This is a genomic window from Blastococcus sp. SYSU DS0552 (assembly GCF_054050815.1).
Map to the genome: position 1 here is coordinate 15,320 of NZ_JBJHAB010000027.1, position 26,878 is coordinate 42,197.

21 protein-coding genes and 1 pseudogene are annotated in these 26,878 nt (G+C 73.9%); 14 read left to right on the forward strand and 8 right to left on the reverse strand.

Going from position 1 to position 26,878, the window contains the following annotated elements:
• Window positions 1-3 precede the first annotated feature (3 nt).
• Window positions 4-999 (reverse strand): deoxyribose-phosphate aldolase, encoded by a 996-nt coding sequence (gene deoC / locus ACI8AG_RS19270; protein ID WP_456590656.1) that lies wholly within the window; start codon window positions 997-999, stop codon window positions 4-6.
• Between the two features lie 337 nt (window positions 1,000-1,336).
• On the opposite strand from deoC, the gene ACI8AG_RS19275 reads away from it, so the two are divergent.
• Window positions 1,337-4,054, forward strand: coding sequence for a PIN-like domain-containing protein (locus ACI8AG_RS19275; protein ID WP_456598298.1), 2,718 nt, complete (start codon window positions 1,337-1,339; stop codon window positions 4,052-4,054).
• A gap of 335 nt (window positions 4,055-4,389) precedes the next feature.
• A complete protein-coding gene (locus ACI8AG_RS19280) occupies window positions 4,390-4,710 on the forward strand; it encodes a hypothetical protein (protein ID WP_456598299.1) in 321 nt (106 codons plus the stop codon).
• 449 nt (window positions 4,711-5,159) lie between these two features.
• Here the strand turns inward: ACI8AG_RS19280 and ACI8AG_RS19285 are convergent, their stop codons facing one another.
• A complete protein-coding gene (locus ACI8AG_RS19285) occupies window positions 5,160-6,557 on the reverse strand; it encodes a recombinase family protein (RefSeq protein WP_456598300.1) in 1,398 nt (465 codons plus the stop codon).
• Between the two features lie 31 nt (window positions 6,558-6,588).
• Here ACI8AG_RS19285 and ACI8AG_RS19290 point away from each other — a divergent pair, with 31 nt between their 5' ends.
• The 4 genes from ACI8AG_RS19290 (at window position 6,589) to ACI8AG_RS19305 (ending at window position 9,036) form a co-directional block, all read left to right on the forward strand.
• Window positions 6,589-7,029: a hypothetical protein gene (locus tag ACI8AG_RS19290; protein ID WP_456598301.1), complete on the forward strand. Its 441-nt coding sequence runs from the start codon at window positions 6,589-6,591 to the stop codon at window positions 7,027-7,029.
• A 68-nt stretch (window positions 7,030-7,097) separates the two neighbouring features.
• Window positions 7,098-7,721: a uracil phosphoribosyltransferase gene (gene upp, locus ACI8AG_RS19295; protein WP_456590654.1), complete on the forward strand. Its 624-nt coding sequence runs from the start codon at window positions 7,098-7,100 to the stop codon at window positions 7,719-7,721.
• A gap of 2 nt (window positions 7,722-7,723) precedes the next feature.
• The gene (locus ACI8AG_RS19300) at window positions 7,724-8,614 is read left to right on the forward strand and encodes a Gfo/Idh/MocA family protein (protein WP_456598302.1); all 891 of its coding nucleotides are present in this window, start codon (window positions 7,724-7,726) and stop codon (window positions 8,612-8,614) included.
• The gene (locus tag ACI8AG_RS19305; protein ID WP_456598303.1) at window positions 8,611-9,036 is read left to right on the forward strand and encodes a DUF805 domain-containing protein; all 426 of its coding nucleotides are present in this window, start codon (window positions 8,611-8,613) and stop codon (window positions 9,034-9,036) included. The genes ACI8AG_RS19300 and ACI8AG_RS19305 overlap by 4 nt, the downstream gene beginning before the upstream one ends.
• Window positions 9,037-9,055: 19 nt before the next feature.
• Here ACI8AG_RS19305 and ACI8AG_RS19310 read toward each other — a convergent pair whose 3' ends face one another.
• From ACI8AG_RS19310 to ACI8AG_RS19325, 4 genes are all read right to left on the reverse strand, one after another.
• Window positions 9,056-9,349 carry a dihydrofolate reductase family protein gene (locus ACI8AG_RS19310; RefSeq protein ID WP_456598304.1) on the reverse strand — a complete coding sequence of 98 codons (294 nt, stop codon included), beginning with the start codon at window positions 9,347-9,349 and terminating at the stop codon, window positions 9,056-9,058.
• A 67-nt stretch (window positions 9,350-9,416) separates the two neighbouring features.
• The gene (locus ACI8AG_RS19315; protein ID WP_456598305.1) at window positions 9,417-11,048 is read right to left on the reverse strand and encodes a phospho-sugar mutase; all 1,632 of its coding nucleotides are present in this window, start codon (window positions 11,046-11,048) and stop codon (window positions 9,417-9,419) included.
• Window positions 11,045-11,863 carry an NAD-dependent epimerase/dehydratase family protein gene (locus ACI8AG_RS19320; RefSeq protein ID WP_456598306.1) on the reverse strand — a complete coding sequence of 273 codons (819 nt, stop codon included), beginning with the start codon at window positions 11,861-11,863 and terminating at the stop codon, window positions 11,045-11,047. The genes ACI8AG_RS19315 and ACI8AG_RS19320 overlap by 4 nt, the downstream gene beginning before the upstream one ends.
• Window positions 11,860-12,669, reverse strand: coding sequence for a purine-nucleoside phosphorylase (locus ACI8AG_RS19325; RefSeq protein ID WP_456598307.1), 810 nt, complete (start codon window positions 12,667-12,669; stop codon window positions 11,860-11,862). The genes ACI8AG_RS19320 and ACI8AG_RS19325 overlap by 4 nt, the downstream gene beginning before the upstream one ends.
• Window positions 12,670-12,784: 115 nt before the next feature.
• Here ACI8AG_RS19325 and ACI8AG_RS19330 point away from each other — a divergent pair, with 115 nt between their 5' ends.
• Genes ACI8AG_RS19330 through meaB form a run of 5 tightly spaced genes read left to right on the forward strand, consistent with a single transcriptional unit; the run spans window position 12,785 to window position 20,417 of the window.
• Window positions 12,785-13,990 (forward strand): glutamate--cysteine ligase, encoded by a 1,206-nt coding sequence (locus ACI8AG_RS19330; RefSeq protein WP_456598308.1) that lies wholly within the window; start codon window positions 12,785-12,787, stop codon window positions 13,988-13,990.
• The gene (locus ACI8AG_RS19335; RefSeq protein ID WP_456590645.1) at window positions 13,987-15,330 is read left to right on the forward strand and encodes an amidohydrolase; all 1,344 of its coding nucleotides are present in this window, start codon (window positions 13,987-13,989) and stop codon (window positions 15,328-15,330) included. Before ACI8AG_RS19330 ends, ACI8AG_RS19335 begins: the two co-directional genes overlap by 4 nt.
• Window positions 15,278-17,227 (forward strand): methylmalonyl-CoA mutase subunit beta, encoded by a 1,950-nt coding sequence (locus ACI8AG_RS19340; RefSeq protein WP_456598309.1) that lies wholly within the window; start codon window positions 15,278-15,280, stop codon window positions 17,225-17,227. Before ACI8AG_RS19335 ends, ACI8AG_RS19340 begins: the two co-directional genes overlap by 53 nt.
• Window positions 17,224-19,431 (forward strand): methylmalonyl-CoA mutase, encoded by a 2,208-nt coding sequence (scpA, locus tag ACI8AG_RS19345; protein WP_456598310.1) that lies wholly within the window; start codon window positions 17,224-17,226, stop codon window positions 19,429-19,431. Before ACI8AG_RS19340 ends, scpA begins: the two co-directional genes overlap by 4 nt.
• Window positions 19,431-20,417, forward strand: a complete 987-nt coding sequence (meaB, locus tag ACI8AG_RS19350; protein ID WP_456598311.1) for a methylmalonyl Co-A mutase-associated GTPase MeaB — start codon at window positions 19,431-19,433, stop codon at window positions 20,415-20,417. Before scpA ends, meaB begins: the two co-directional genes overlap by 1 nt.
• Before the next feature lie 26 nt (window positions 20,418-20,443).
• On the opposite strand, the gene ACI8AG_RS19355 is transcribed toward meaB, so the two are convergent.
• Together ACI8AG_RS19355 and ACI8AG_RS19360 are read right to left on the reverse strand one after the other, a co-directional pair.
• Entirely contained in the window at window positions 20,444-20,578 is a 135-nt protein-coding gene (locus ACI8AG_RS19355; protein ID WP_456598315.1) for a hypothetical protein, read from the reverse strand.
• 77 nt (window positions 20,579-20,655) lie between these two features.
• Window positions 20,656-21,042: pseudogene (locus ACI8AG_RS19360) on the reverse strand (hypothetical protein); the annotation flags it as partial.
• Here ACI8AG_RS19360 and ACI8AG_RS19365 point away from each other — a divergent pair.
• From ACI8AG_RS19365 to ACI8AG_RS19375, 3 genes are all read left to right on the forward strand, one after another.
• Window positions 21,023-22,426 (forward strand): NAD(P)H-quinone dehydrogenase, encoded by a 1,404-nt coding sequence (locus tag ACI8AG_RS19365; protein WP_456598312.1) that lies wholly within the window; start codon window positions 21,023-21,025, stop codon window positions 22,424-22,426. The pseudogene ACI8AG_RS19360 and the gene ACI8AG_RS19365 sit on opposite strands and share 20 nt — an antisense overlap.
• Window positions 22,427-22,535: 109 nt before the next feature.
• Window positions 22,536-24,275, forward strand: a complete 1,740-nt coding sequence (locus ACI8AG_RS19370) for a reprolysin-like metallopeptidase (RefSeq protein ID WP_456598313.1) — start codon at window positions 22,536-22,538, stop codon at window positions 24,273-24,275.
• A 129-nt stretch (window positions 24,276-24,404) separates the two neighbouring features.
• Complete coding sequence (locus tag ACI8AG_RS19375; protein ID WP_456598314.1) at window positions 24,405-26,774, forward strand: reprolysin-like metallopeptidase; 2,370 nt, start codon at window positions 24,405-24,407, stop codon at window positions 26,772-26,774.
• Window positions 26,775-26,878 lie beyond the last annotated feature (104 nt).

The window sequence follows — 26,878 nt, forward strand, 5'->3', positions numbered from 1 at the left end:
CTGTCAGTCCACCGTGACGTAGTCGGGGCCGGAGTAGTGGCCGGTGCGCAGCTTCTGCCGCTGCAGCAGGAGGTCGTTCAGCAGGCTGGAGGCGCCGAAGCGGAACCAGTCGGGGTCCAGCCAGTCGGGGCCCACGGTCTCGTTGATCAGCACGAGGTGCTTGATCGCGTCCTTCGTCGTCCGGATGCCGCCGGCGGGCTTGAAGCCGACCTGCCGGCCGGTGGCGAGGCGGAAGTCGCGGACCGCTTCCAGCATCACCAGGGCGACGGGCAGTGTGGCGGCAGGGCTCACCTTGCCGGTGGAGGTCTTGATGAAGTCGCCGCCGGCGAGCATGGCGATCCAGCTCGCGCGCCGGACGTTGTCCAGCGTCATCAGCTCGCCGGTCTCGAGGATGACCTTGAGGTGTGCGTCCCCGCAGGCCTCCTTCACCGCGACGATCTCCTCGTAGACGTCGAGGTAGCGGCCGGCCAGGAACGCGCCGCGGTCGATGACCATGTCGATCTCGTCGGCGCCGTTCGACACGGCGTCCCGGACGTCGGCCAGCTTCACCGCACGGCTCGCGCGGCCGCTGGGGAAGGCGGTGGCGACGGCGGCCACGTGGATCCCGGTGCCGGCCAGCACCTCCCGCGCGACGCCGGCGAGGTCGCCGTAGACGCAGACGGCGGCGACCTGCGGCGTCGTCGGGTCCGACGGGTCGGGCTGCTTGGCCTTGGCGGCCAGGCTGCGCACCTTGCCGGGGGTGTCGGCGCCCTCGAGCGTGGTCAGGTCGACCATCGAGATGGCGGTGTCGATCGCCCACGCCTTCGAGGTGGTCTTGATCGACCGGGTGCCCAGCTGCGCGACGCGCGCCTCGGCGCCCACCTGGTCGACGCCGGGCAGGCCGTGCAGGAAGGCGCGGAAGGCCGAGTCGGAGCGGGTCACGTCGTCGTACGGCGGCGACGGCGCGTGCACCGCGGGGGTCGCCCCGGGCAGCGCGTCGGGGTCGAGCACGTGGGTCATGCCGGCCATTCTCCCCTGCCGGGGGACCGGTCCCCGAACGCGCTCACCCGCAGGGGCGGTCCTGACCCGCAGCCGAGCTCGTGACGTTCCCGCGGGAACGTGCTCGGGGCCTTCGGATCGCGAGTGACCGACCCACCGGTGGGCGTTCCCGCGGGAACGCGCTCGGCCCCCTCGGACCCGGGTGGCGGACCCCCCCGGTCGGGCGTTCCCGCGGGAACGTCCCCTTGCTGGGGGTGGCGCCCCGTCCGTCGGGCGCTCCCGCGCGGGAACGTGCCTGCTGGGCCGGAGATGTCACCCCCCGCTCCTACGCTTCGATCGCACGTTCGAAGGAGGCGTCGTGGTGGAGAAGTCCGTGCCGGAACTGGCACGCGAGATCGCGTCCGGCGCGGTGCGGCTGGCCGCTGCCACCGCCGCGTGGCTGCGGCTCGTGGCCGAGTTCGATCGGCGGGAGGGCTGGCGCGCGGTCGGGATCCTGTCGTGCGCCCACTGGCTGGCCTGGCAGTGCGGCATGGCCCCGGGCACGGCCCGGGAGCACGTCCGGGTCGCCCGGGGTCTCGGTGCGCTGCCGTTGATCTCCGCCGCCTTCGCCGAGGGGCGGTTGTCCTACTCCAAGGTCCGGGCGTTGACCCGCGTCGCGGAGCCCGACACCGAGCGGGAGCTGCTGGAGACGGCGATCGAGGCCACGGCCTCGCAGGTGGACCGCCTGGTCCGCTCGTGGCGGCGGGCGGACCGCGCCGACGAGGGGACCATCGCACTGAAGCGGCAGTTCCAGCACTGGTGGGACGACGACGGCATGCTCGTCGTACGGATGCGCCTTGCGCCCGAGGAAGGTGCGGACTTCCTCGCGGCGGTCGACTCGCTGGCCGAACGCGAAGCCCGTCGGGACCGCGCCGCGGCGAAGCGGGCAGCCGCGGAGCGGGAAGCGGGCGTGGCCGGAGGCCTGGAGCGGGACGAGGACCTGGAACGGGAGGAGGACCTGGAGCGGGAGGAGACCGCGTGCGCCCGGGAGCGGACCGCGGCCCGGCGCTGCACGGCGGTCGCCCGGCTCGCCGGGGCCGCCCACCACGCCGACCGGCGGCCGGGTGACCCACCCCGGCGCGAGGTCGTGGTGCACGTCGACGCCGCCGTCCTCGCCGACGACGCTGCCGCCGGGCAGGCCTACCTCGAGGGCGGCCCGGCGCTGCACGCGACCGAGGTCCGGCGGATGCTCTGCGAGGCGACCGTCGTGACCATGCTGGAGTGCGGGCGGGAGGTCCTCGGCGTGGGCCGGAAGCGCCGGCTGGCCACCCGCGCGCAGCGGCGTGCGCTGCTGCGCCGGGACGGGGGCTGCGCCCGGCCGGGGTGCACCGAGACGCGGATCGAACGGCTGCACGCCCACCACATGCGGCACTGGCTGTTCGGTGGTGGGACGGACGGACCTCGACAACTTCGCTCATCACGGGGACATCCCCCGAGGCGGTCCACGGGCGGCTCGGCGGGGCAGTATGTCCATATGAGGGACGACTTCGCCGAGTGGTACGCGCCATCGTCAATTGCACTGCAGGAGATTGCCGAGAGTGCCGACATCGTTCTTGACGCAAATGTGCTGCTTTCCCTCTATCGCATAAGCGCCGCCGAACGGGAAGAGGTTCTAACTGTTCTGCGACGAGTCGGCGAGCGGCTTTGGCTCCCCTACCAAGTGGGACTTGAGTTCCAGCGGAACAGGCTAACGGTCGTGCACCAGCAGGGTCGCATCTATGAGCTCCTGAGACAAAAGTTCAATCAGGCCGTCGAGGGTCTGCGCCAAACTCTCAAAGATCAGCGGGCTCATCAGGATCTTGCGCAGGCGTTTGGAAATCTCCTCGAACGACTTGCCTCAGAGTATGAAGATGAAGTGCGCACACTGGAGGAGCAGCACGCCCTGACGGTAGATGAAGTAGTACGCAACGACCCAGTGAGAGATGCCCTAGACGACCTGTTCCTTGGCAAGGTAGGCGCCAGACCTGCACCGGAAGAACTCGCCCGTCGGGTACGTGAGGCGGAGAGGAGGCTTCGCGAGTCGATACCTCCGGGATACAAGGATGCAAAGAAGGATGGCGCCGGCGGGGGTGTTGGGGACTATCTCATTTGGCGCGAGATTCTGGACCGCGCTGCGGACTCTGATCGACCAGTCTTGTTTATTACCAACGACCAAAAGGATGACTGGTTCTTCTCTGTCGCAGGGAGGACGGTTGGCCCGCGACCTGAACTAGTGGCCGAATTCCGGGAAGTGAGTCATCAGCCCTATCATCAGCAGACGCTCCGCCGCTTCTTGCAATTTGCGGGCGAGTACCTCGATACGCCGGTGACAACCGAAACTATCGACAAGGTCACCACGACTGGGCAGTACGGCGGTTTCGATAGCTTAAGGGAGGCGGTGGAGCACAAAGTCCAAGGCCCTCCCGGCGTGGGAGGACTGAACAGGCTGCAGGAGGCGATTCGGGAGTATGCCGCCGCGTCCGAGGCCATGCGTGCGGCGGGGCGCTTCAACGCGTGGCAGGAGGTGATCGAGCAGAACTCGGCCGCGTCCGAGGCCATGCGTGCGGCGGGGCGCTTCAACGCGTGGCAGGAGGTGATCGAGCAGAACTCGGCCGCGTCCGAGGCCATGCGTGCGGCGGGGCGCTTCAACGGGTTACAGGAGGTGATCGAGCGGAACTCGGCCGCGTCCGAGGCCATGCGTGCGGCGGGGCGCTTCAACGGGTTACAGGAGGTGATCGAGCGGAACTCGGCCGCGTCCGAGGCCATGCGTGCGGCGGGGCGCTTCAACGGGTTACAGGAGGTGATCGAGCAGAACTCGGCCGCGTCCGAGGCCATGCGTGCGGCGGGGCGCTTCAACGGGTTACAGGAGGTGATCGAGCGGAACTCGGCCGCGTCTGGAGCCATGCGTGCGGCGGGGATCTACGGCGGCATACCTGAATATGCGCGGCGGGATGACAGCCTGCCTGATTCGCCTATCGCCCGAGACGCCGTCGGTGCGGGCGACCCAGAAGAGCTCCCATCGGTTCAGGATGCCGCCGACGGGCATGCTGACGCCTAATGGTCGCTTGGACCGGTAGCGGGCGCCTTCTCGCCGCGACCGCTTGGGCGGTGGGGGGTTCGGGGGCGTTCTTCCCCCCGGACCCACAGCTGCCTGTGGCGGTCGCTCCCCTTCGCTGACCGCAGTGTGGAGGCGGTCCAGGGTGGCCGTAGGTCACCGCGTAGCGGCGCGGAGCGCCCTTGACGGCCGCGTGCCTGAGTGGGGGACGGGCAGGGCGCCGGAGGCGCCCCTTGGTAAAGCCTGCGATTAGGTACTCCACCGCAGGTCAGAGCCCTGGTCGCTAGCCGGGGCATGACAAGGTGGGTTCACGCCTGCGACAAGGTAGGTTCACGGCTGTGAGTCGTGCGCAGAGGCGTGCCGCGCAGCGGCGCGCAGCCAAGGCGGGCCCGAAGGTCGCCGTCGCCCGCGAGTTGCCGCGATCGGCGGCGCAGCCGCCGGTCGCGGCAACAGCGGTGTCCCCTGCTAAGTCGCCGAAGGTCCGCGAGCTGGACCTGCTCCTGCGGCTGCGGCGGGCTGCCGAGGGCCGCGCGGCGGCGGACCGGGAACTGGTCGCGGCGATGCAGCAGGCGCGTGAACACGGCATGTCTTTCGCCCGCATCGGTGGCGCGCTGGATGTGTCGGCACAAGCGGTCCGACAGCGGCTGCTCCGCGCCTGAGCGGTAGGGCGACTTTCGGACTTGTCGCATCCGTGCGGCAGACTGCGGGCAGCACGGAAGCGCCGTCGGGTCACCCACTCGGGCCCGGCGGTGGGTAGGACCCCAATCCTCCGTGGCTTCGATCCAATCGAGTCGGTGGGCGGCAGGCTGCTGATGCCGGAGCAGTAACTGAGCCGAGGGCGTAGGCGCCGGGGTCGATCCCTACTGGATCGATGCCTCGGAGCGCGTCGTGCACCGCACTTGTTCTTCCACGTCCCCGGCGGGGTCGGCGTGGCCAAGCTGACCCCCGCGCAGGTGGCCGAGTGGCTGGCCGCCTCCTGTGCCGCCCAGGGCGTGCCGGTGCGGGTGACCGATCCGCAGGTGCTGGCGCAGGTGGCGGCGCTGCTGCCGCCACCGGTGGCCGGGTCCGGAACCGCGCGAAGCGCGGGACGGGACGGCCCCGGTCGGCGTCATCCTCGCCAGACCGCCCGCACCCGCGATGGGTCCAACGATCGGGCGCCGGACTGACCGGCCTCGATCACCGCATGGTCGAGCACCGCTGCGACGATCGCGGCCTGCCGCGACAGGCTCACGGTGTCCCACTGCTCCCGCAGGTGCCCACCCGTTCCCGGTAGCCCGATCAGCGCGTCAGTGCGGGTGAGCGTTGCCAGCTGTCGCTGGCGGTCGGCCATGCGCCGCTCGATCGGCTCGCGCGCTGCGCGCCACTCTCGGGCGCTGATCTCCTGCTTGCCGAACATCACCGCGAGCTCGTCGAGCTGGGCCTGGTCGCCGGCGAGAGCGTCGGAAAGCTTCGCGGCCGCGGTGTCGTGGCGCCGGCCGGCCAGCACCTCGGCCAGCTCGGGGCCGTCGAGGCGCTGCAGCACGGCCTCGACCAGGAGCGCCTCGAGCGGCTCCGCGACGACGGTGAGCCGTCCGCAGCCGCCGTGGTCGGGGCCGCGCAGGCAGACGTAGCGGCGGGAGTTCTCGCGCGGGGAGGCGTACAGCTTGCCGCCGCACTTTCCACAACGCAGCAGCCCGGACAGCACGTAGCGGCGGGGGGTGCGCCGTCCGCTGGCCACGCGCTCGGCCATCCGGGCCAGCACCCGGTCCCGGTCGGCGGGGTCGATGATCGCGGGCCACTGCGCCGGGCCGACGACCTCGCCCAGGTGCTCGCGCAGCCCAGCGATTCGTCCCGACCGCAGCAGGCCGCGCAGCGTCGGTGAGCGCCACTCCCGGCCGGTCACGGTGGACACGCCCTGCTCGGTGAGCCAGGTGCACAGCGACCGCAGGCTCTCCCCGGCCAGGTAGCGGGCGACCAGCGCCCGGATCACCTCGGCCTCGTCCGGGCGCACGGTCACCCGGTCGGCCTCGTAGCCGAACGGGCGAACGCTGCCGCCGTGCGGCACGCCGGAGGCGGCGTTCTGCTCCCACTTGCGCCGCATGCGGCGACTCTTGGCCGCTGACTCGTTCGCTGCCACCGCCGCCATGATCCTTCCGATCAGCAGCCCGTCCCCGGTGCCCAGGTCCATGTCCCCGGACACGAACCGGACTTTGCGCACTCCGGCGGCGTCCACCGTGGCGACGAACTGCTCCAACTCCACCGGACGGCGGGTCAGCCGGTCAACGTGGTAGCAGATCACCGCGTCCCGCAGGCCATCGGCCAGGTCGGTGAGCATCTGCTGATAGGCCGGGCGGCGCTTGCCGGAGTAGGCGGACAGGTCGTTGTCGACGTACTCCTGCGCGATGGGCCAGCCCATCTGGGCGGCCAGGCGGCGGCAGTCCTCCAGCTGGCGGGTGACACCGAGGGCCTTGCCCTCGGTGTCACTGCTGATCCGCGCGTAGACCGCCGCTGCTCTGACCCCTGCCATGGGGGCAGATTAGCGAAGCGCCAGAAACCTGGTGCTGCTCTGCGACGTCGACCACGGATCGGTGCACGAGCTGGACCTGGTGCTGACCCGGCGCGACGGCCGGTTGGTCGCGCTCGCCCCCGACGGGCGGCGGGTGTGGGGCGCCGCGGACGCCGCCTTCACCCACGGTCTGGCGGGTCTGGCCGGGAGCCCCGAGGTCCCCGCCGAGGCGGCCTTCGTCGGCGTGCAGCCGGTCGACGAGCTGGCCGCCCGCCGCCCGGAGCCTCGGCCGACCCCGCGACCGGCGGCCGGTGCCCCCTGTGCGTCGGCGGACCCGTTGTTCCCGGACGGGAAGCCGCCGCTGCCCGACGCGATGCGCCCGGGCGGCGAGCGCATGGACATGGCCTGGGCCGTGGGTGTCCTGATGGGGAACCGGGACCTGCGGCGTCGCCTGGCCGCCGAGGCCCGTGGCAACCCGTTGGTGGCCGCCTGAGCGCCAGGTCGGAAGGCGCCCCCAGCGACCGGGCGAACGCAGCGCCGGGTGCCGATACGGTGTCCGGCGTGCAGCTCACCGTCGTCGACCACCCGCTCGCCCGTGCCCGCCTCTCCCGGATGCGGGACGAGCGCACGGACAACGCCATGTTCCGCGCCGCCCTGCGCGAGCTCACGCAGATGCTGGTCTACGAGGCCACCCGCGACCTCGCGGTGGCCGAGGAGCCGATCACCACCCCCGTCACCACGACGACCGGCTACCGGCTGGCCGCCCCGCCGCTCATCGTCCCGGTGCTGCGGGCGGGCCTCGGCATGGCCGACACCGCGCACGGGATGCTGCCGGAGTCGCAGATGGGCTTCGTCGGGCTCGCGCGCAACGAGGAGACCTTCCAGCCGGAGGCCTACATGGCCTCGCTGCCGGAGTCGCTCGTCGGCCGCGACGTCTTCGTCCTCGACCCGATGCTGGCCACCGGCGGATCCCTCGTGCACTGCTGCCAGCTGCTCACCGCGCGCGGCACGACCTCGATCACGGTGCTGTGCGCGCTCGCCGCTCCGGACGGCATCCGCCGGCTGGAGGAGAGCGGGCTGCCGCTGCGCGTCTTCACCGCCAGCATCGACGAGGGGCTCAACGACAAGGCCTACATCGTGCCCGGCCTGGGTGACGCCGGCGACCGCCAGTTCGGCGCGGTCTGACCGTGCGCTTCGGAATCCTCGGCACCGGTCACTGGGCGCGTGCCGTGCACGCGACCGCCCTCGCCGGCCACCCGTCGGCCGAGCTGGTGGGCGTGTGGGGCCGCGACCTCGCCAAGGCGAAGGCGCTCGGCGCGGAGTTCGAGGTCCCCGGCCACGGCGACGTCGAGGCGCTGCTGGCCGAGGTCGACGCCGTGGCGATCGCGCTGCCGCCGGACGTGCAGGCGCCGCTCGCGGTGCGCGCCGCCGAGGTGGGCAAGCACCTGCTGCTGGAGAAGCCGATCGCGCTCGACGTGGCCGGCGCCGACCGTGTCGTCGACGCGGTGCGCGCCGCCGGGGTCGCCTCCGTCGTCTTCTTCACCTTCCGCTTCCAGACGGCGACCTCCACCTGGCTCACCCAGGCCGCGCGCACCCGCCTGGCCGGCGGAGCCGGCTCCTGGCTCTCCTCGCTGGCCGGCACGCCCTTCGCCACCTCGCCGTGGCGGCAGGAGCACGGGGCGCTGTGGGACATCGGCCCGCACGCGCTGTCGGTGCTCGTGCCCGCGCTGGGGCCGGTCGTCGCCGTGCAGGCCGGCCCGGGGCTCCGGGACACCGTCCACCTGGTGCTCACGCACGAGTCGGGGACGGCGTCGACCGTGACGCTCTCGCACACGGTGGCGTCCATGTCGACCGGCATCGAGTTCTTCGTGCACGGGGACGCCGGCCGGCTCGTCCTCCTGCCCGACGTCGAGGCCCCGGTGGAGGCGTTCTCCGTCGCCGTCGACGAGCTGACCTCCGCCGCGATCGCCGGCGGCACCCACCCCTGCGACGTGGGGTTCGGCCGGGACGTCGTCGCCGTGCTGGCGACGGCCGCCCGGGCGCTCGACTCCGGCTGCCGCGAACCCGTCCGCGGATGACCAGCGCCCCGCCGGCGCGGCGGTCGTGGACGCCGTTGGACTGGTACCTGCCCACCGGGCGGATCCGGCGGCGGGACTGGTGGCTGCGCTACGTGCTGGTGTTCGCCGTGCTCGGGGTGGTCGCCACCTCGATCGACGCGACCTGGTTCCCGGACAGCTACCCGCGCATCAGCCGCGACGGGGAGTTCGACCTGCTCTGGCCGTTCCCGGACCAGGGCGGACCGGTGACGGCGATCTCGGCGCTGGTGCTGCTCGTGCCGAACATCGCCGCGATGGTCACGCGACTGCACGACCGGGACCACTCCGCCTGGTGGCTGCTGTGGCACCTGCTGCCCGGCATCGGCTGGCTGGTCCTGCTGGTGACCGTCGGCTTCCTCGGCACCCAGCCGCGGCACAACCGGTACGGCCCGCCACCGCTCTGAATCGCGGCCGGCAGCCGCCTCAGCGGCCTGCCACCCCGTAGCGGAGCATGCCGACCCCGTTGCCGAACCGGTGGGTCTCCAGCAGCTCCAGGCCGGTGCGGCCGGCTGCGGGGAGGTCCGGGTTCTGGTCCGCGGTCGGCCGGACCGCCTCCATCAGCTCGTAGGTGACCCGGCCCTCGATGAAGGTGCTCATGGCCGAGAGCTGCTCGTGCGCGTGCAGCTCGTCGTCCACGAGGTGCCAGCTCAGGTCGTGGTCCGAGCCCTCGAAGAAGCCGTCCACCGACACCGTCATGTGCACGACGATCTTCCGCACCCGACCCTCCGCTCGTGGCTGCCTCGTCGTGGAGGAGGACGGTCCCGGACGGAGGAACTGATCGGTGTCAGACGCCGAGCGCCGCCGACATCTCCGCGCGCAGCTGGTCCAGCTCGTCGGCGCCGCGGCCGCGGGCGGCGATCAGGCCGGCGTCGTCGTGCACGGGGACGACCGTCTCCAGGTAGGCCTTCAGCTTCGGCTCGGTGCCGCTGGGCCGCACGATCACCCGCACCCCGTCACCGAGCAGCCGGACCGCGTCCACCGGCGGCGACCCCTCGGCGAGATCGGCGAACTCCACCGACCGGCCCAGCAGGGTGGCCGGTGGCGCCGAGCGCAGCCGCGCCATCGCCCCGGAGATGACCGAGAGGTCCTCCACCCGCACCGACAACTGCCCGGTGACGAACAGGCCGTGCTCGGTGGCCAGCTCGTCCAGCCGGTCCAGGACGGTCCGCCCGTCGGCCTTGAGCTCCGCCGCCAGCAGAGCGACGGCGAGCGCGGCGGAGATGCCGTCCTTGTCCCGCACCACCGACGGCGCCACCGAGTAACCCAGCGCCTCCTCGTACCCGTACACCAGCGGCGCCGCCTCCGACCCGGCCCGCATGATCCACTTGAACCCGGTCGGCGTCTCCTCCGACGGGGCGCCGTGCGCCTCGGCGACGGCGTGCATCAGCGAGCCGCTCACCAGCGATGACGCGTACGTGCCGCGCACGCCGCGGCGCAGCAGCCAGTCGGCGAGCAGCGCACCCACCTCGTCACCGGTCAGCTGCCGCCCGCCGCACACCACCGAGCAGCGGTCGGCGTCGGGGTCCTCGGCGATCGCCACGTCGGCGCCCACCCGCTCGGCCAGCGCCAGCAGCAGGTCCACCGCCCCGGGCTCCTCCGGGTTGGGGAAGGCGACGGTCGGGAACGCGGGGTCGGGGGCGTCCTGCTCCGCCACGCTCACCGGCGCCGGCAGCCCCGCGGCCGCGAAGACCGCGCGCGTCGTCCCCGCACCCACGCCGTGCATCGCCGTGTAGGCCACGGTCAGTGTCGCGCGCAGTTCCGCCGGCACCCGGCCGGGGTCGACCGCCCGGGCGATGGCGTCGACGTAGTCGGTCTGGATGCCGTCGTCGAGGGTCACCCAGTCGTCGGACCGGGGCACCTCGCGGGCCGGTCCGACCGCGCCGATCGCGGCCTCGATCTCCCGGTCGGCCGGCGGCACCAGCTGCGCGCCGTCGCCGAGGTACACCTTGTAGCCGTTGTCGTCGGGCGGGTTGTGGCTGGCGGTCACCATGATCCCGGCCGCGCACCCCAGGTGGCGGACGGCGAAGGCCAGCACCGGCGTCGGCAGCGGGCGGGGCATGACCTGCACGGCGAAGCCCGCCCCGGCCAGCACCTCGGCGGAGATGCGGGCGAACTCGTCGGACCGGCGGCGTGCGTCGAACCCGATCACCACGCCGCCGCCCGCGTGCCCGGACGCCGTCAGCCAGGAGGCCAGCCCCGCGGCAGCACGGGTGACGACGGCGGCGTTCATCCCGGCCGGCCCGGCGCGCAGCGGTCCGCGCAGCCCCGCCGTCCCGAAGGTCAGCGGACCGGCGAAGCGGCGGGCCAGCTCGGCGGTGTCGCCGGCGTCGACCAGCGCCGCGATCTCGGCGCGGTCGCCCTCGTGCGGGTCCGCCTCGGCCCAGGCGCGTGCGGTGTCGAGCAGGTCCTGCGTCATCCCGTGAAGTTCTCCGCGTCGAAGTCGGCGGTCGTGTACTCGCCCCCGACCCGGTGGTGCACCGGATCGGCGGGGTCGGGCTCGCCGTGGGCGCCGATCAGCGCCCCGGCGTACCCCTCGGCGTCGTCGGTGGACCGGTAGCCCAGGGCCTCCGCGGCGGAGAGGTCCCACCAGCGGCGGGTGTTGTCGGAGACCCCCCACACCACGCGGAACCCCGGCGACGGCGCGGTGAGCGCGGCCTCGACCAGGGCGACGGTGTCGGCGGGGGAGAGCCAGGTGGAGAGCTGGCGGGTCGTGGTCGGCTCGGCGAAGGCGCTGCCGATCCGCAGGCAGACGACGTCGAGGCCGTAGCGGTCCACGTACAGCGAGCCCAGGGCCTCCATCGCCACCTTCGAGACGCCGTAGTACGTGTCCGGACGCGGCGGCGCGTCCTCCTCGCGGAGCAGGCCGTCGGCCGGACGCTCGGTGTACCCGGACGCGTGGTTGCTGCTGGCCAGCACCACGCGCTGGACCCCGGCCCGCCGGGCCGCCTCGAGCGCGCAGTAGGTGCCCTCGATGTTGGCGTGCGCGATCGCCGCCCACGTCGACTCGCCCGAGATGCCTGCGAGGTGGACGACGGCCGCCGCGCCGCGGGCGGCGTCGGTCATCGCCGCCAGGTCGGTGACGTCGGCGACGAGGTGCTCCTCGCCCGGGCGCGGCTCGGGCACCGGCACGACGTCGAGGCTGCGCACCGCCCACCCGCGCTCGGGCAGCCCGCCGCGCAGGACCGTGCCGATCCGGCCGGCGGCCCCCGTCACGAGGACCGGCCCGGTCACGGGAGCCGCTCGATGAGCTGCACCAGGAACTGCCCCAGCCGCCCGGCGGCGGCCTTGCCCGCCGCGAGGACCTCCTCGTGGTTCAGCGCCTCGCCGGTGATGCCGGCCGCGGCGTTGGTGACCATCGACAGGCCGAACACCTCGACCCCCGCGGCGCGGGCGGCGATGGCCTCCAGCGCGGTGGACATGCCGACCAGGTCCGCGCCGAGGGTGCGCAGCATGCGGATCTCGGCCGGCGTCTCGAAGTGCGGGCCGGGCAGCTGGGCGTAGACGCCCTCGAGCAGTGACGGGTCCAGCTCCCGGGCCAGGGCGCGGAGCCGGCCGGAGTAGAGGTCGGTGAGGTCGACGAAGTTCGCGCCGACCAGCGGCGACCGGGCGGTCAGGTTCAGGTGGTCGGAGATGACCACCGCCTGGCCCACCCGGTGCTCGGGAGCCAGCCCGCCGGCGGCGTTGGTCAGGACGATCGTCCGCACGCCCGCGGCCGCGGCGGTGCGCACACCGTGTACGACCGGTTCCACCCCGCGGCCCTCGTAGTAGTGGGTGCGGCCCAGGAACAGCAGCACCCTGCGCTCGCCCACCCGGACCGAGCGGATCTCGCCGCCGTGCCCGACGACGGTCGGGGCCGCGAAACCGGGCAGGTCGCCGATGGCGACCGATCCGGCGGTCTCGCCGAACGCGTCGGCCGCCGGTGCCCAGCCGGAGCCCATGACGACGGCGACGTCGTGCGGACCCCCGAGCGCGGTGGTCAGGGCGTCGGCTGCCTGCGCGGCCAGGGCGGTGGGATCGGTCGCGGGGTGCTCGCTCACGCAGGGACGCTAACGCAACCGGCGCAGGCGACGTGCTGGAGCGGCCTGCCTGCAGGGCCCCGCACCGAGCGGAGCGAGGGACGGGGAGCAGGCAGGTCCTTCTAGACTTCCGGAGGTGGAGATCCCTTTCCGTAGCTCGGAACGCGCCAGCCTCGGGGTGGAGTGGGAGCTGCAGCTCGTCGACCGGGAGACCCGGGAGCTTTCCTCCGGCGCCAACGAGGTCCTGGAGGCGCTGCGTCCCGACGGGGCCGACGAGCACCCCAAGGCCAAGCACGAGCTGCTGCAGTCGACCGTCGAGATCATCACCGGCGTCTGCACCACGGTGAACGAGGCGAAGGCCGACCTCGCCGGCACCCTCGCCGAGGTGGTCGCCCAGGCCGACCGGCGGGGGCTGGGGGTGCTGTGCGCCGGCACCCACCCCTTCACCGACTGGCAGTCCCAGGAGATCTCGCCCAAGGAGCGCTACCAGCAGCTGGTCGAGCGCATGCAGTGGCTGGCCCGCCGCATGCAGATCTTCGGCGTCCACGTGCACGTCGGCGTCCGCGCCCCGGAGAAGGTCATCCCGATCGTCAACGCGCTGTGCCAGTACGTGCCGCACTTCCTGGCGCTGTCGTCGTCCTCGCCGTTCTGGGTCGGCTGCGACACCGGCCTGGCCTCGGCCCGGACCAAGGTCTTCGAGGGCATGCCGACCGCGGGGCTGCCCTTCCAGCTCGACGGCTGGGGCGAGTTCGAGGAGTACATGGAGACGCTGATCTCCACGAAGAGCATCGAGAGCGTCCGCGAGGTCTGGTGGGACATCCGCCCGCACCCCGACTTCGGCACCGTCGAGCTGCGCATCTGCGACGGCCTCCCGACCCTCGACGAGGTCGGCGCCGTCGCCGCGCTCGCGCAGTGCCTGGTCGAGCAGTTCGACACCCAGCTCGACCGCGGCTACACCCTGCCCCGCCCCGAGGAGTGGGTGGTCCGCGAGAACAAGTGGCGGGCGTCCCGGTACGGCCTGGACGCCGAGATCGTCGTCGACGAGCAGTACGCGGTCCGGCCGGTGCGCGAGGCCATCGCCGAACTGGTGGAGGAGCTGATGCCCACCGCCAGGCGCCTGGAGTGCGAGGCCGAGCTGGCCGACGTGCTGCGCATCCTGGAGGTCGGCGCCTCCTACCAGCGGCAGCGGGCCGTGGCCCTGGAGCACGACGGCGAGCTGGTCCCCGTCGTCGACAGCCTGCTCGCCGAACTGCGCGACGGCCTGCCGGCGAGCGGTCCGGTGGGGCGCCCCGACGGCCCGGTGCCCGGGCCGGCCGAGTGCGCGGATGGGCACGCGGCGTGACCCCCGTCGTGGAGAAGCTGGGTGCCGCGGTCGACGAGTGGACCACCGCCAACGCGCCCGCGCTGTCGGCCACCCGGCGGCACCTGCACGCCCACCCCGAACTCGGCTACGCGGAGTTCGAGACCACCTCCTTCCTCGAGGAGCGGCTGCGCCACCACGGGCTCACACCGCGCCGGCTGCCCACCGGCACGGGGCTCACCGTCGACGTCGGAACGGGCGAGGGCCCGGTCGTCGTGCTGCGCGCCGACATCGACGCGCTGCCCCTGAAGGACCTCAAGGACGTCCCGTACGCCTCCACCCGCGAGGGGCTGGCCCACGCCTGCGGCCACGACGTGCACACGACGGTGGTGCTCGGCGTGGCCATCGCGCTCGCGTCCCTGGACGGCATCCCCGGCACGGTCCGCTGCGTCTTCCAGCCCGCCGAGGAGACCGTGCCCGGCGGCGCCACGGAGGTCGTCGCCTCCGGCGTCCTCGACGGGGCGTCCCGCGCCTTCGCCCTGCACTGCGACCCGTCGATCCCGGCCGGGAAGGTCGGCCTGCGCACGGGTCCGATCACCGCCGCCTGCGACCGGATGGACATCACGCTCACCGGGCCCGGCGGGCACACCGCCCGCCCGCAGCTCACCGTCGACCTGGTCGACGCCCTCGGCCGGCTGATCACCGACCTGCCCTCGCTGCTCTCCCGGCAGGTCGATCCCCGGGCGGGGATGTCGCTGGTCTGGGGCGCGGTGAACGCCGGGGTCGCGGCCAACGCCATCCCGCAGCGCGGCACGCTCCGCGGCACGGTCCGGGTGCTCGACCGGGAGGCCTGGAAGGACGCGGAGGACCTGCTGCGCTCCCTGGTGGAGCGGGTCGTCGCCACGACCGGCGCGCAGGTCGACGTGGACTACATCCGCGGTGTGCCACCGGTGGTGAACGACCCGCGGGCGGTCGCCCTGCTGCGCACGGCGGCGCTGGGCACCGTGGGCGCCGACAGCCTGGTCCTGTCGCCGCAGAGCATGGGCGGGGAGGACTTCGGCTGGTTCGCCGACGTCATGCCGATCGCGCTGGCCCGGCTGGGCACCCACGGCGGCGGCGCCCCGCTCGACCTGCACCGGGGCACCTTCGACGTCGACGAGCGGGCCCTCGGCGTCGGCGTGCGGCTGCTCGCCCGTACGGCGCTGCTGGCGCTGGAGGCCGACGCCGAGCCCGCGGCGACCGGCGTCCAGGCACCCCCTCGCACGCGCCGACCCGCGCCCGGAGACACTTCTGCCCGACGAGCCCTGGACGAGAGGCGGGAACCCGAGGATGAGTTCCACCGACCAGCAGACCAGCAGCGGTCCGGGAAGCGCACCGGCTGACGCCGACGTGCCGGCCGAGCACGCGGTCCCCGACGACCTGGTGCTCGCGGGCGACTTCGACGCGGTGACCCGCGAGCAGTGGCGCGAACTGGTCGCCGGCGTGCTGCGCAAGGCCGGCCGCGAGGACCTCCCCGACCCGGTCGAGGACGCGTTGCGCCGCCCGGTGGCCCCGGGTGTGACGGTGGCGCCGCTCTACACCGCCGAAGACGCCGGCGACCTCCCCGCGGGCGTCGGGGTGCCGGGCCTGCCGCCGTTCGTTCGCGGAGCCCGCCCCGCCGGCGGGCCGGCCGGGTCGACCGGGGTCACCGCGTCCGGCGGCGCCGAGGGTGGCGCGTCCGGCGGGTGGGACATCCGGCAGCGGCACGCCCACCCCGACGTCGCCGTCACCCGGGAGGCGATCGCCGCCGACCTGGAGAACGGCGTCACCTCGCTGTGGCTGGTCGTGGGCGAGGGCGCCGTTCCCGTCGACTCCCTCGGCGACGTCCTCTCCGACGTCTACCTGGACCTGGCACCGGTGAGCGTGCAGGGTGGACCGGCCGCTGCCGCGGCCTTCCTCGACCTCGTCGAGGGCCGCACGGACCTCGCGCCCGGCGGCTCACTGGGCCTCGACCCGCTCGGGGTGCACGCCGCCTCGGGCGAGGAGCAGGACCTCTCCGGGCTGGCCGACGTCGCCCGCCGCGCCGCGGCCCATCCCGGCCTGCGCGCGATCGTCGTCGACGGCACGGTCTTCCACGACGCCGGCGCCTCGGTGGTCGAGGAGCTCGGCTGCTCGCTGGCCGCCGGGGTGGCCTACCTCCGGGCGCTGACCGACGGCGGGCTGGGCGTCGACGACGCGATCGCCCAGCTCGAGTTCCGCTACGCCGCCTCGGCCGACCAGTTCACGACCATCGCCGCACTCCGCGCCGCCCGGCGGCTGTGGGACCGGGTCGGCGAGGTCAGCGGCGCCTCGCCCGCGGCGCGCGCACAGCGCCAGCACGCGGTCACCTCCTCGGTGATGACGACGAAGCGCGACCCGTGGGTCAACATGCTGCGCACCACCGTGGCCTGCTTCGCCGCCGGGGTCGGCGGCGCGGACGTCGTCACCGTGCAGCCGTTCGACGCCGCGCTCGGGCTGCCCGACGCCTTCTCCCGCAGGATCGCGCGGAACACGCAGAACCTGCTCGTGGAGGAGGGGCACCTCGGCCGGGTGCTCGACCCCGCCGGTGGGTCCTGGTACGTGGAGTCGCTCACCGACGAGCTGGCCCGGGCGGCCTGGGCCTGGTTCACCGAGATCGAGCGGGCCGGCGGGCTGGCGGCGGCGCTCTCCTCGGGGCTCGTCCGTGACCGGATCGCGCAGGCGTGGGACGCGCGCGCGAAGCGGCTGGCGACGCGGGCGGACGCGATCACCGGCGTCAGCGAGTTCCCCAACCTCACCGAGAAGCTGCCCGAGCGCCGGCCGGCCGCCGAGGTGCTGCCGGCCACCGGCGGGCTGCCCCGGGTGCGGGCCGCTCAGGAGTTCGAGGAGCTGCGCGACGCCGCCGACGCGGCGGCGTCGGCGGGTGGGGAGCGGCCCGCCGTCTACCTCGCCACGCTCGGCCCGATCGCCCGGCACACCGCGCGCGCCACGTTCGCGGCGAACCTGTTCCAGGCCGGTGGGCTCGCCACGCCGGCCGCCGACGGGGCATCGGGCCTGGCGGAGGCGGGCACCACCGTGGCCTGCATCTGCGGCACCGACAAGGACTACGCCGAGACCGCGGCCTCGCTGGCCGGGGAGCTCAAGCAGGCCGGCGCCACGCAGGTGTGGCTGGCCGGCAAGCCCGATCTGGCCGTCGACGGCGTCGACGGGTACGTCTTCACCGGATGCGACGCCCTCGCGGCGCTCCGGACGGTCCACGAGCAGCTGGAGGTCCGAGCATGAGCGCGATCCCCGACTTCGGCGACGTCGAGCTGGGCACCCCGTCGGCGGGCACCTCGGCGGACGACTGGGCCAAGGCCTTCGAGGAGGCGACCGGGCGCGGCGTGGCGGAGGCGACCTGGGAGACCCCCGAGGGCATCGCCGTCCCGCCGCTGTACACCCCCGCCGACCTGGGGGGCCTGGACTTCCTGGAGACCCTGCCCGGGCTGCCGCCGTTCCTGCGCGGCCCCTACCCGACGATGTACACGACGCAGCCGTGGACGGTCCGCCAGTACGCGGGCTTCTCCACCGCGGCGGAGTCCAACGCGTTCTACCGGCGCAACCTCGCCGCCGGGCAGAAGGGCCTGTCGATCGCCTTCGACCTGCCCACCCACCGCGGCTACGACTCCGACCACCCGCGCGTGGTCGGTGACGTGGGCATGGCGGGCGTCGCGATCGACTCGATCCTGGACATGCGCCAGCTGTTCGACGGCATCCCGCTGGACAAGATGAGCGTCTCGATGACGATGAACGGCGCCGTGCTGCCCGTGCTCGCGCTCTACATCGTCGCGGCCGAGGAGCAGGGCGTGGCGCCGGGGCAGCTGACCGGCACCATCCAGAACGACATCCTCAAAGAGTTCATGGTGCGGAACACCTACATCTACCCGCCCAAGCCCTCGATGCAGATCATCAGCGACATCTTCTCCTTCACCTCGAAGGAGATGCCGCGGTTCAACTCCATCTCGATCTCCGGCTACCACATCCAGGAGGCCGGGGCGACGGCCGACCTGGAGCTGGCCTACACCCTCGCCGACGGCGTGGAGTACCTGAAGGCCGGCCAGGCCGCCGGGATGGACGTCGACGCGTTCGCGCCGCGGTTGAGCTTCTTCTGGGCCATCGGCATGAACTTCTTCATGGAGGTGGCGAAGCTGCGGGCCGGGCGCCTGCTGTGGGCGAAGCTGGTGAAGGAGGCCGGCGCGACGAACCCCAAGTCGCTCTCGCTGCGCACCCACTCGCAGACCTCGGGCTGGTCGCTCACCGCGCAGGACGTCTACAACAACGTCGTCCGCACCTGCCTGGAGGCGATGGCCGCGACCCAGGGCCACACCCAGTCGCTGCACACCAACGCCCTGGACGAGGCGCTCGCGCTGCCCACCGACTTCTCCGCGCGCATCGCGCGCAACACCCAGCTGATGCTGCAGCAGGAGTCGGGGACCACCCGCGTCGTCGACCCGTGGGGCGGCTCGGCCTACGTCGAGAAGCTCACCTACGACCTGGCCCGCCGCGCCTGGGCGCACATCCAGGAGGTGGCCGAGCACGGCGGCATGGCGCAGGCCATCGACGACGGCATCCCGAAGCTGCGCATCGAGGAGGCCGCGGCTCGCACGCAGGCCCGCATCGACTCCGGCCGCCAGCCGGTCATCGGCGTGAACAAGTACCGGGTCGACGCCGACGAGGCGATCGAGGTCCTCAAGGTCGACAACGCCGACGTGCTCGCCCAGCAGAAGGCCAAGCTCGAGCAGCTGCGTGCCGACCGCGACGGCCGCGCCGTGACCGAGGCGCTGGGCCGGCTCACCGATGCCGCCCGCGCCGCCGCCGAGGGGCGCCGGGGCAACGACCTCGAGACCAACCTGCTGAAGCTCGCCGTGGACGCCGCGCGGGCCAAGGCGACCGTCGGGGAGATCTCCGACGCGCTGGAGGTCGTCTACGGCCGGCACGCCGGCCAGGTGCGCACCATCTCCGGCGTCTACCGCGACGAGGCAGGAGCATCGGGGCCGATGGAGGAGACGCGCCGGCTGGCCGAGGAGTTCGCCGAGGCCGAGGGCCGGCGGCCGCGCATCCTGGTGGCGAAGATGGGCCAGGACGGGCACGACCGCGGGCAGAAGGTCATCGCGACCGCCTTCGCCGACCTCGGCTTCGACGTCGACGTCGGCCCGCTGTTCCAGACCCCCGAGGAGGTCGCCCGGCAGGCGGTGGAGGCCGACGTCCACGTCGTCGGCGTCTCGTCGCTGGCCGCCGGTCACCTCACGCTGGTGCCCGCGCTGCGCGACGCGCTGGCCGCGCTCGGCGCGGACGACGTGCTGATCGTCGTGGGCGGGGTCATTCCGCCCGACGACGTGCCGGCGCTCCGGGAGATGGGCGCCGCCGCGGTCTTCCCGCCCGGCACGGTCATCGCCGAGGCGGCGCAGGAGCTGCTGCGGACGCTGTCCTCGCGTCTCGGCCACTGATGGCGAGAGAGGTCGACGTCCCGGCCCTCGTCGAGGGGGTGCTGGCCGGGGACCGCCGGGTGGTGGCGCGCGCCATCACCCTGGTCGAGAGCCGGCGTGCCGACCACCGGGAGAAGGCGCAGGAGCTGCTCGTCGAGCTGCTGCCGCACGCCGGGGGAGCGCGCCGCGTGGGCATCAGCGGCGTGCCCGGCGTGGGCAAGTCGACCTTCATCGACCAGCTCGGGGTGGACCTCACGGCCGGCGGATCGAAGGTCGCCGTGCTCGCCGTCGACCCGTCGTCGGCCCGCTCGGGTGGCTCGATCCTGGGCGACAAGACCCGCATGGCCCGGCTGGCGGTGGACGAGCACGCGTTCATCCGGCCCTCGCCCACCTCCGGCACGCTCGGCGGGGTCGCGCAGGCCACCCGCGAGTCGATGGTCGTCGTCGAGGCGGCGGGCTACGACGTCGTCCTCGTGGAGACCGTCGGCGTGGGGCAGTCGGAGATCACCGTCGCGGAGATGGTCGACTCCTTCCTCTTCCTGACCATCGCGCGCACCGGCGACCAGTTGCAGGGCATCAAGCGGGGCATCCTGGAGATCGCCGACGTCATCGCCGTCAACAAGGCCGACGGACCGGCGGCGGCCGACGCCCGGAAGGCCGCGCGCGAGCTGTCGCACGCCATCCGGCTGCTGCGCGGGCGCGGCTCCGGCTGGGACGTGCCGGTGCTCACCTGCGCCGGCCTCACCGGCGAGGGGCTCGACGAGGTGTGGGCCAAGCTGGTCGAGCACCAGGAGCGGGCCAAGGTCTCGGGGGAGTTCGACGCGCGCCGACGGGCCCAGCAGGTCCGCTGGACCTGGCAGCTGGTGCGCGACGGGCTGGAGCACTCGCTCCGGGCACACCCCGGCGTGCGCGCCGCCGTCCCCGACCTGGAGCGGGCGGTGCTCGCCGGCGAGCTCACCCCGGCCCTGGCCGCGCGGCGGATCCTGGACACCTTCCGCACCGCCTGAACAGGCGGCCCGGCGGAGCGGGCGGGTCAGAAGATGGAACGGCACTCGCGGGCGCGCCGCTCGCGGACGTAGTCGTCGGGTGCGCCGGCGGCCTCCGCCGCGTCGGCGATCGCCCCCAGGCGGCACGCCGAAGGCAGCCCGCCCCCGAACGCGTCGAGCACGTAGACGTAGGCGACGACATCGCCATCGAGGTGTGCACCCGCAGGTGCACCCGGCGGTAGAGGCCCGAGTCGGCGCCCTCCCAGGCGTCGAGCGCCCTCTCGTCGGCCTCGGTCAGGTCGTAGAGGGCGACGAACACGCCGGCCGTCTCCTCGCCCGGGCCGTCGTCCGCGGGCACCAGGGTGGCCAGGGCACCCTCCCAGCCCAGCTCTTCGCCGCCGAACGTCAGCCGCCAGCCGCGGATCCAGCCGGTGCCGGTGTGCGGGGACGACGGTACCGGCGCAGCATCTGGGCCGGCTCCATGTTCGACCCGTAGGCGGCGTAGAGGTCCACCCGGACGAGCCCAACCAGCCGATCCGCCCGGCCGGGAGCGGGCGGTGACGCCGAGCCGGGCCGCACCGGGGACAATGGCGGCGACGGACCGACCGGCAACGGAAGATGGACCCATGACCCGCATCGTCATCATCGGTGGTGGCCCAGCCGGCTACGAGGCTGCGCTGGTCGCCGCGCAGCTCGGCGCGCAGGTCACCGTGATCGAGCGCGACGGCATCGGCGGGGCCAGCGTGCTCACCGACTGCGTGCCCTCCAAGGCCCTCATCGCGGCAGCCGGCGCCATGACGTCGGTGCGCGACTCCGCCGTCCTCGGCGTGCACGGCGCGGAGCTCGCCACCGTGAGCCTGGACCTGCCCGCGGCCAACCAGCGGGTGAAGAACCTGTCGATGGCCCAGTCGGCCGACATCCACGCCCGGCTCGAGGCCGAAGGCGTCCGGATCGTCGCCGGGCAGGGCCGGCTCGCCGACGACGAACCCGGTCTGGCCGCCCACGAGGTCGAGGTCCTCGACCGGAACGGCAGGGTCGTGGACACGGTCGAGGGCGACGTGGTGCTCATCGCCACCGGCGCCGACCCTCGGGTGCTGCCCGGTGCGGAGCCCGACGGCGAGCGGATCCTGGACTGGCGCGACGTCTACGACCTCCAGGAGCCGCCGGAGCACCTGGTCGTCGTCGGGTCGGGCGTCACCGGGGCCGAGTTCGCCTCCGGCTACCTGGAGGCCGGCGTGCCGGTGACCCTCGTCTCCTCCCGCGACCGGGTGCTCCCGGGGGAGGACTCCGACGCCGCCGAGGTGCTCGAGCAGGTCTTCCAGTCCCGCGGCGGCCGCCTCGAGCGCGGCCGGGCCGCCGGCGTGCGGCGCACCGAGAAGGGCATCTCCGTCGAGCTCACCGACGGGCGCTGCGTCGAGGCCTCGCACGCGCTCATGACCGTCGGCACCGTGCCCAACACCGCCGGCCTCGGGCTCGAGCGGGCCGGCGTGCAGGTGACCGAGGCCGGGCACGTCGTCGTCGACCGGGTCTCCCGCACCTCGGTACCGGGCATCTACGCCGCCGGTGACGTCACCGGCGTCTTCCAGCTGGCCTCTGTGGCCGCCATGCAGGGCCGGATCGCGATGTGGCACGCGCTGGGCGAGGCCGTGGCGCCGATCAAGCTCAAGACGGTGGCCGCCAACGTCTTCACCCACCCCGAAATCGCCACCGTCGGCGTGCAGGAGAAGTCGCTCGCCGAGAACGCCGACGTCGAAGCGGTGCGGCTGCCGCTGGCGACCAACGCGCGGGCCAAGATGAGCGACCTGCACGACGGCTTCGTGAAGCTGTTCGCCCGGCGTTCCACCGGGGTGATCGTCGGCGGGGTCGTCGTCTCGCCGGGGGCGTCGGAGCTCGTCCTGCCGATCGCCCTGGCCGTGACCAAGGGGCTCACCGTCGACGACCTCGCGCAGACCTTCGCGATCTACCCGTCGCTGTCGGGTTCCATCACCGAGGCCGGGCGCCGTCTCATGGGGGCCGACGACCTGGCCTGAGCCGGTGCCCCGGGGGGACCCGGGGCACCTGCGGCGGGTGTGACGGGAGTTCGGCTCAACATCCGGCGATCCGTGCCGATCCGGCGCGCGGCCGCCGATTCAGGAGTCGATGTCTCCTGACCACGACCTCCGCCGCGGCCGCCGCTCCTCCCGCCTCCTCGGGCTGGCCGGCGCCCTGCTCGTCGCCGCCCTCGGCGCCGTGGCCGCGCCGGCCGTCGCCGCTGCCGACAGCGGCACGACCACCCTCGTCGGTGAGCTCGTGCACGTGTGGGCGGAGGGCCAGGAGGGCCACCACGGCGGGGGGGCCGACGACGGCACGCGGCTGAGCTGGGTCGCCACCGCCCAGGGCGCGGTCCGGGTCCCCGCCGACCAGGTCGCCGGGGTGCCGGCGGGCGCCACCGTGGCGCTCACCGTGGGGGGCGCGGTCGAGGACCAGGCCAGCGCGGACGGCCACGAGCCCGCCCGCACCGTGCTGGAGAGCGACGTCCTCGCCCCGCCCCCGGTGACGGCGCCCGAACCGCTGCCCGCGCCGCGGGGCGGCCTGACCAACGAGGTCACGGTCGTGCTGGTGGCGCCGGCCGGGACCACGCCCGACGGGACGCGGCTCCGCGACGTCGTCACGACGGTCGACGGACCGGTGTCCCGCTTCTGGGCCGAGCAGACCGGTGGCGCCGTGACCCTCGGCGTCACCGCTCGGCACGACTGGCTGAGCACGACCGCCGGCTGCGCGAACCCGGAGGCGCTCTGGGACGAGGTCGCCCGGAAGGTCGGGTTCGTCGGTGGCCCCGGCAAGCACCTGCTGCTCCGGCTCAGCGGCGAGACCGCAACGCAGTCGGCGTGCTCGTACGCCCTCGCCCAGGTCGGTGCGTCCCCCGCGTCCGGCGGGCGGCTCTACGTGCGCGACAACGGGGCCGCGGTCATCGCCCACGAGCTCGGGCACAACTTCGGCCTCGGCCACTCCTCGGCGGCGCAGTGCGACGGCGCGGTGGAGGAGGGGGTCTGCCGCACCGCCGGGTACCGCGACTTCTACGACGTCATGGGCGCCTCCTGGGCCCAGCTCGGCTCGCTCAACGCCGTCCAGGCCGCCGCGCTGGGCGTCCTCCCGGCCGCGGCGCAGCGCACCGTCGCCGTGGGTGACGCGGCGACGTCCGTGACGCTCGCCCCGTGGGCCGGGGGAGCGGGGCCGCGTGCCGTCCGGCTGCTGGATGCCGAGGGCGTGAGCTACTGGGTGGAGTTCCGCGCCGCGACCGGCCGGGACCGCTGGCTGGCCGGCCGGGACAACGTGTACCGCCTGGACGCCGGGGTGCTGGTGCGGCGGGCCGGCCAGTTCCCCGACACGTCCCTGCTCCTGGACGGGACGCCCAGCCCGGCCGACCGCTGGGACGCCGACCTGCAGTCCGCCCTCCCGGTGGGGACGGCCGTGGCCCTCTCCGGGGGAGACCTCACGGTCACGGTGCGGCAGGTGGGCGATGACGGCGCGGTGCTGGACGTCGTGCCAGGTCCCCGCCCCGCTGGCAGCACCGACGGGCCGGCGGCGGACCTGCCCCAGGGGACGACGATGCCGGCGGATGCCGCGGACGCCGCGGACGCGGTCGCCACCACGCCGCGGGCGGGCACGCCCCCGGTGGCCGCGCCGCAGCCCGCCGTCGCACCGGCCCCGGAGGCCTTCCGGGCGCCCGAGGCCCGGATCCCCTCGTCGACCCGTCCGACCGCCCTGGACCCGGTGGCCGACGCCTCCGATTCGCCCGGCGCGCTGTCGCTGCCCCTCGTCGCCGCTGTCGCCGCCGTGCTGCTGCCCGCGACGCTGCTGCTCGTGCGCACCCTCCGGCGCGACCCGCGGCGTCGCTGACCCGCGTCGCGGGGCGCGCCGGCGGTCCGGGACCCGGTCACCTGGACGGGGCCGGGAGCGCGACCCCGCTTCAGAACGGGGGGTGGGCTGCCGATGACAGCTCGACTGCCCCTCGACGAGGAGAGAGCCTTGTCCTCCGCTGCCCGCTCGTGGTTCCCACGGCTGCTCGCCCCGGTCGCTGCGGCCGTCGTCCTCGGTCCGCTGCTGGTGGCCCTCCCCGCCGTCGCGGAGGAGGGGTCCACCGACACCGTCGTGGGCGAGCTCGTCCGCGCCTGGGCGGACCCCGAGCACGTCGAGCCGGCGTCGGGGCTGACCGATCCGCACGCCGAGCACGGCGAGGACGGGCTGCTGAGCTGGATCGAGGTGCCGGACGGCGGATCGGTCCGCGTCCCCACCGGGGACCTGGCCCACCTCGACGTGGGGACGACCGTCGCGGTCACGGTGGGGGAGCACATCGCCGACGAGGCGACCGTGGAGCACGGGCTGGAACGCGCTCGCGAGGTCGTCGGGACCGAGGTGCTGGCCGCCGCCACCGCCCCTGCAGAGACGGTCGTGCCCACCCAGGCGGTCACCGTCGTGATGGTCCAGCCGGCGGGCGCGCCGCGGGACAGCCGGCAGCTGGCCGACGTCGTCGCCGCCGTCGACGGACCGGTGCGGCAGTTCTGGCACGAGCAGAGCAACGGCGCCGTCACCGTCGCGGTGACCGGCAGCCGCGACTGGATCAGCACGGCGGCGGGCTGCAGCGCGCCGCTGGACATGTGGAGGCAGGCGGCCGCAGCGATCGGCTGGACCACCGGTGCCGGGAAGCACCTCCTGCTCTACGTCCCACGCGGCACGGCGAACTGCTCCTACGGTCTCGGCACGGTGGGCTCGGGCCTGGGCTCGGGTGGATACGCGTACGTGCAGGACACGGCGACGTCGGTGATGGCCCACGAGCTCGGGCACAACTTCGGCCTCGGCCACGCGTCGGCGCGCCAGTGCGACGCGACCCCCGAGGCAGCCCCCTGCCGCACGGTCGCCTACCACGACCTGTACGACGTCATGGGCGCCTCGTGGCACCAGGTGGGCAGCCTCAACGCCCCGCACGCCGCACGGTTGGGGTTCCTGCCGTCGTCGGCCGCGCAGGTGGTGCCCGCCTCCGGCAGCGGCGGCACGTTCACGCTCACCCCGATGGGCGGCCGCAGCGGACTCCGGGTGCTGGCGCTGGACACCGGGAGCGGCCGCTACTGGGTCGAGTACCGCGCCGCGGTCGGGCGGGACGCCTGGCTCGCCGACCCCGCGGCGAACTTCGACCTCCGCCCCGGGGTCCTGGTCCGCGTCGACGGACCGGGGCCGACCAGCGACACCTCGCTGTTGCTGGACGCCACGCCGACGGCGCAGTCCTCGTGGGACCAGGACCAGCAGACGGTGCTGACGCCCGGCGGATCGATCACGCTGGGCGGCGGCGTCACTGTCGGCCTGACGGAGGCCACGGACTCGGGCGCGACGGTCACCGTCTGGACGGCCGCCGACGGACCGGTCGGCGAGGGGCCCATCACGACCAAGCACCAGTCGCTCGGCGGGTCGGCCGGCCGGCTCGGCGAGCCGACCAGCGCCGTGCGCTGCGGGCTGCGCGACGGCGGCTGTCTGCAGCACTTCCAGGGTGGGTCGATCTACTGGACGCCGTTCGCCGGTGCCCGGGCGATCGACGGTGACATCCGTACGCGGTGGGGGCAGCTGGGCTGGGAGCTGGGGCGCTACGGCTATCCGGTGACCGATGCCCGCTGCGGGCTGCGCGACGGTGGGTGCCTGCAGCACTTCCAGGGTGGGTCGATCTACTGGACGCCGTTCGCCGGTGCCCGGGCGATCGACGGTGACATCCGTACGCGGTGGGGGCAGCTGGGCTGGGAGCTGGGGCGCTACGGCTATCCGGTGGCCGATGCCCGCTGCGGGCTGCGCAACGGTGGGTGCCTGCAGCACTTCCAGGGTGGGTCGATCTACTGGACGCCGTTCGCCGGTGCCCGGGCGATCGACGGTGACATTCGCACGCGGTGGGGGCAGCTGGGCTGGGAGCTGGGGTACTACGGCTATCCGGTGGCCGATGCCCGCTGCGGGCTGCGCAACGGTGGGTGCCTGCAGCACTTCCAGGGTGGGTCGATCTACTGGACGCCGTTCGCCGGTGCCCGGGCGATCGACGGTGACATTCGCACGCGGTGGGGGCAGCTGGGCTGGGAGCTGGGGTACTACGGCTATCCGGTGGCCGATGCCCGCTGCGGGCTGCGCAACGGTGGGTGCCTGCAGCACTTCCAGGGTGGGTCGATCTACTGGACGCCGTTCACCGGGGCCCAGGCCATCGACGGAGCCATCCGCGCCCGGTGGGGACAGCTGGGCTGGGAGAACGGGTACCTCGGCTACCCGGTCGCCCCGGCGGTCCGCGCGCCCGACGGCGACGCATCGCAGCGGTTCCAGGGCGGGACCCTGCACTGGTCGATGCGGACCGGGCAGGTGCGCGCCTCCTGAGCCGGACGTGATCGGGGCCCGTCACCAGCGGGGGTCGGGCCCCGGTCGACCCGGGGTCCTACTCGGCGTCGGCGCTGGTGCAGATGACCGCGCCCCTGGTGTCC

Coding starts and splice junctions, on each gene's coding strand:
- deoC (WP_456590656.1), bottom strand. CDS start 999: ATGACCCACGTGCTCGACCCCGACGCGCTGCCCGGGGCGACCCCCGCG.
- ACI8AG_RS19370 (WP_456598313.1), top strand. CDS start 22,536: ATGTCTCCTGACCACGACCTCCGCCGCGGCCGCCGCTCCTCCCGCCTC.
- ACI8AG_RS19340 (WP_456598309.1), top strand. CDS start 15,278: ATGAGTTCCACCGACCAGCAGACCAGCAGCGGTCCGGGAAGCGCACCG.
- ACI8AG_RS19315 (WP_456598305.1), bottom strand. CDS start 11,048: ATGACGCAGGACCTGCTCGACACCGCACGCGCCTGGGCCGAGGCGGAC.
- ACI8AG_RS19305 (WP_456598303.1), top strand. CDS start 8,611: ATGACCAGCGCCCCGCCGGCGCGGCGGTCGTGGACGCCGTTGGACTGG.
- meaB (WP_456598311.1), top strand. CDS start 19,431: ATGGCGAGAGAGGTCGACGTCCCGGCCCTCGTCGAGGGGGTGCTGGCC.
- ACI8AG_RS19285 (WP_456598300.1), bottom strand. CDS start 6,557: ATGGCAGGGGTCAGAGCAGCGGCGGTCTACGCGCGGATCAGCAGTGAC.
- scpA (WP_456598310.1), top strand. CDS start 17,224: ATGAGCGCGATCCCCGACTTCGGCGACGTCGAGCTGGGCACCCCGTCG.
- ACI8AG_RS19365 (WP_456598312.1), top strand. CDS start 21,023: ATGACCCGCATCGTCATCATCGGTGGTGGCCCAGCCGGCTACGAGGCT.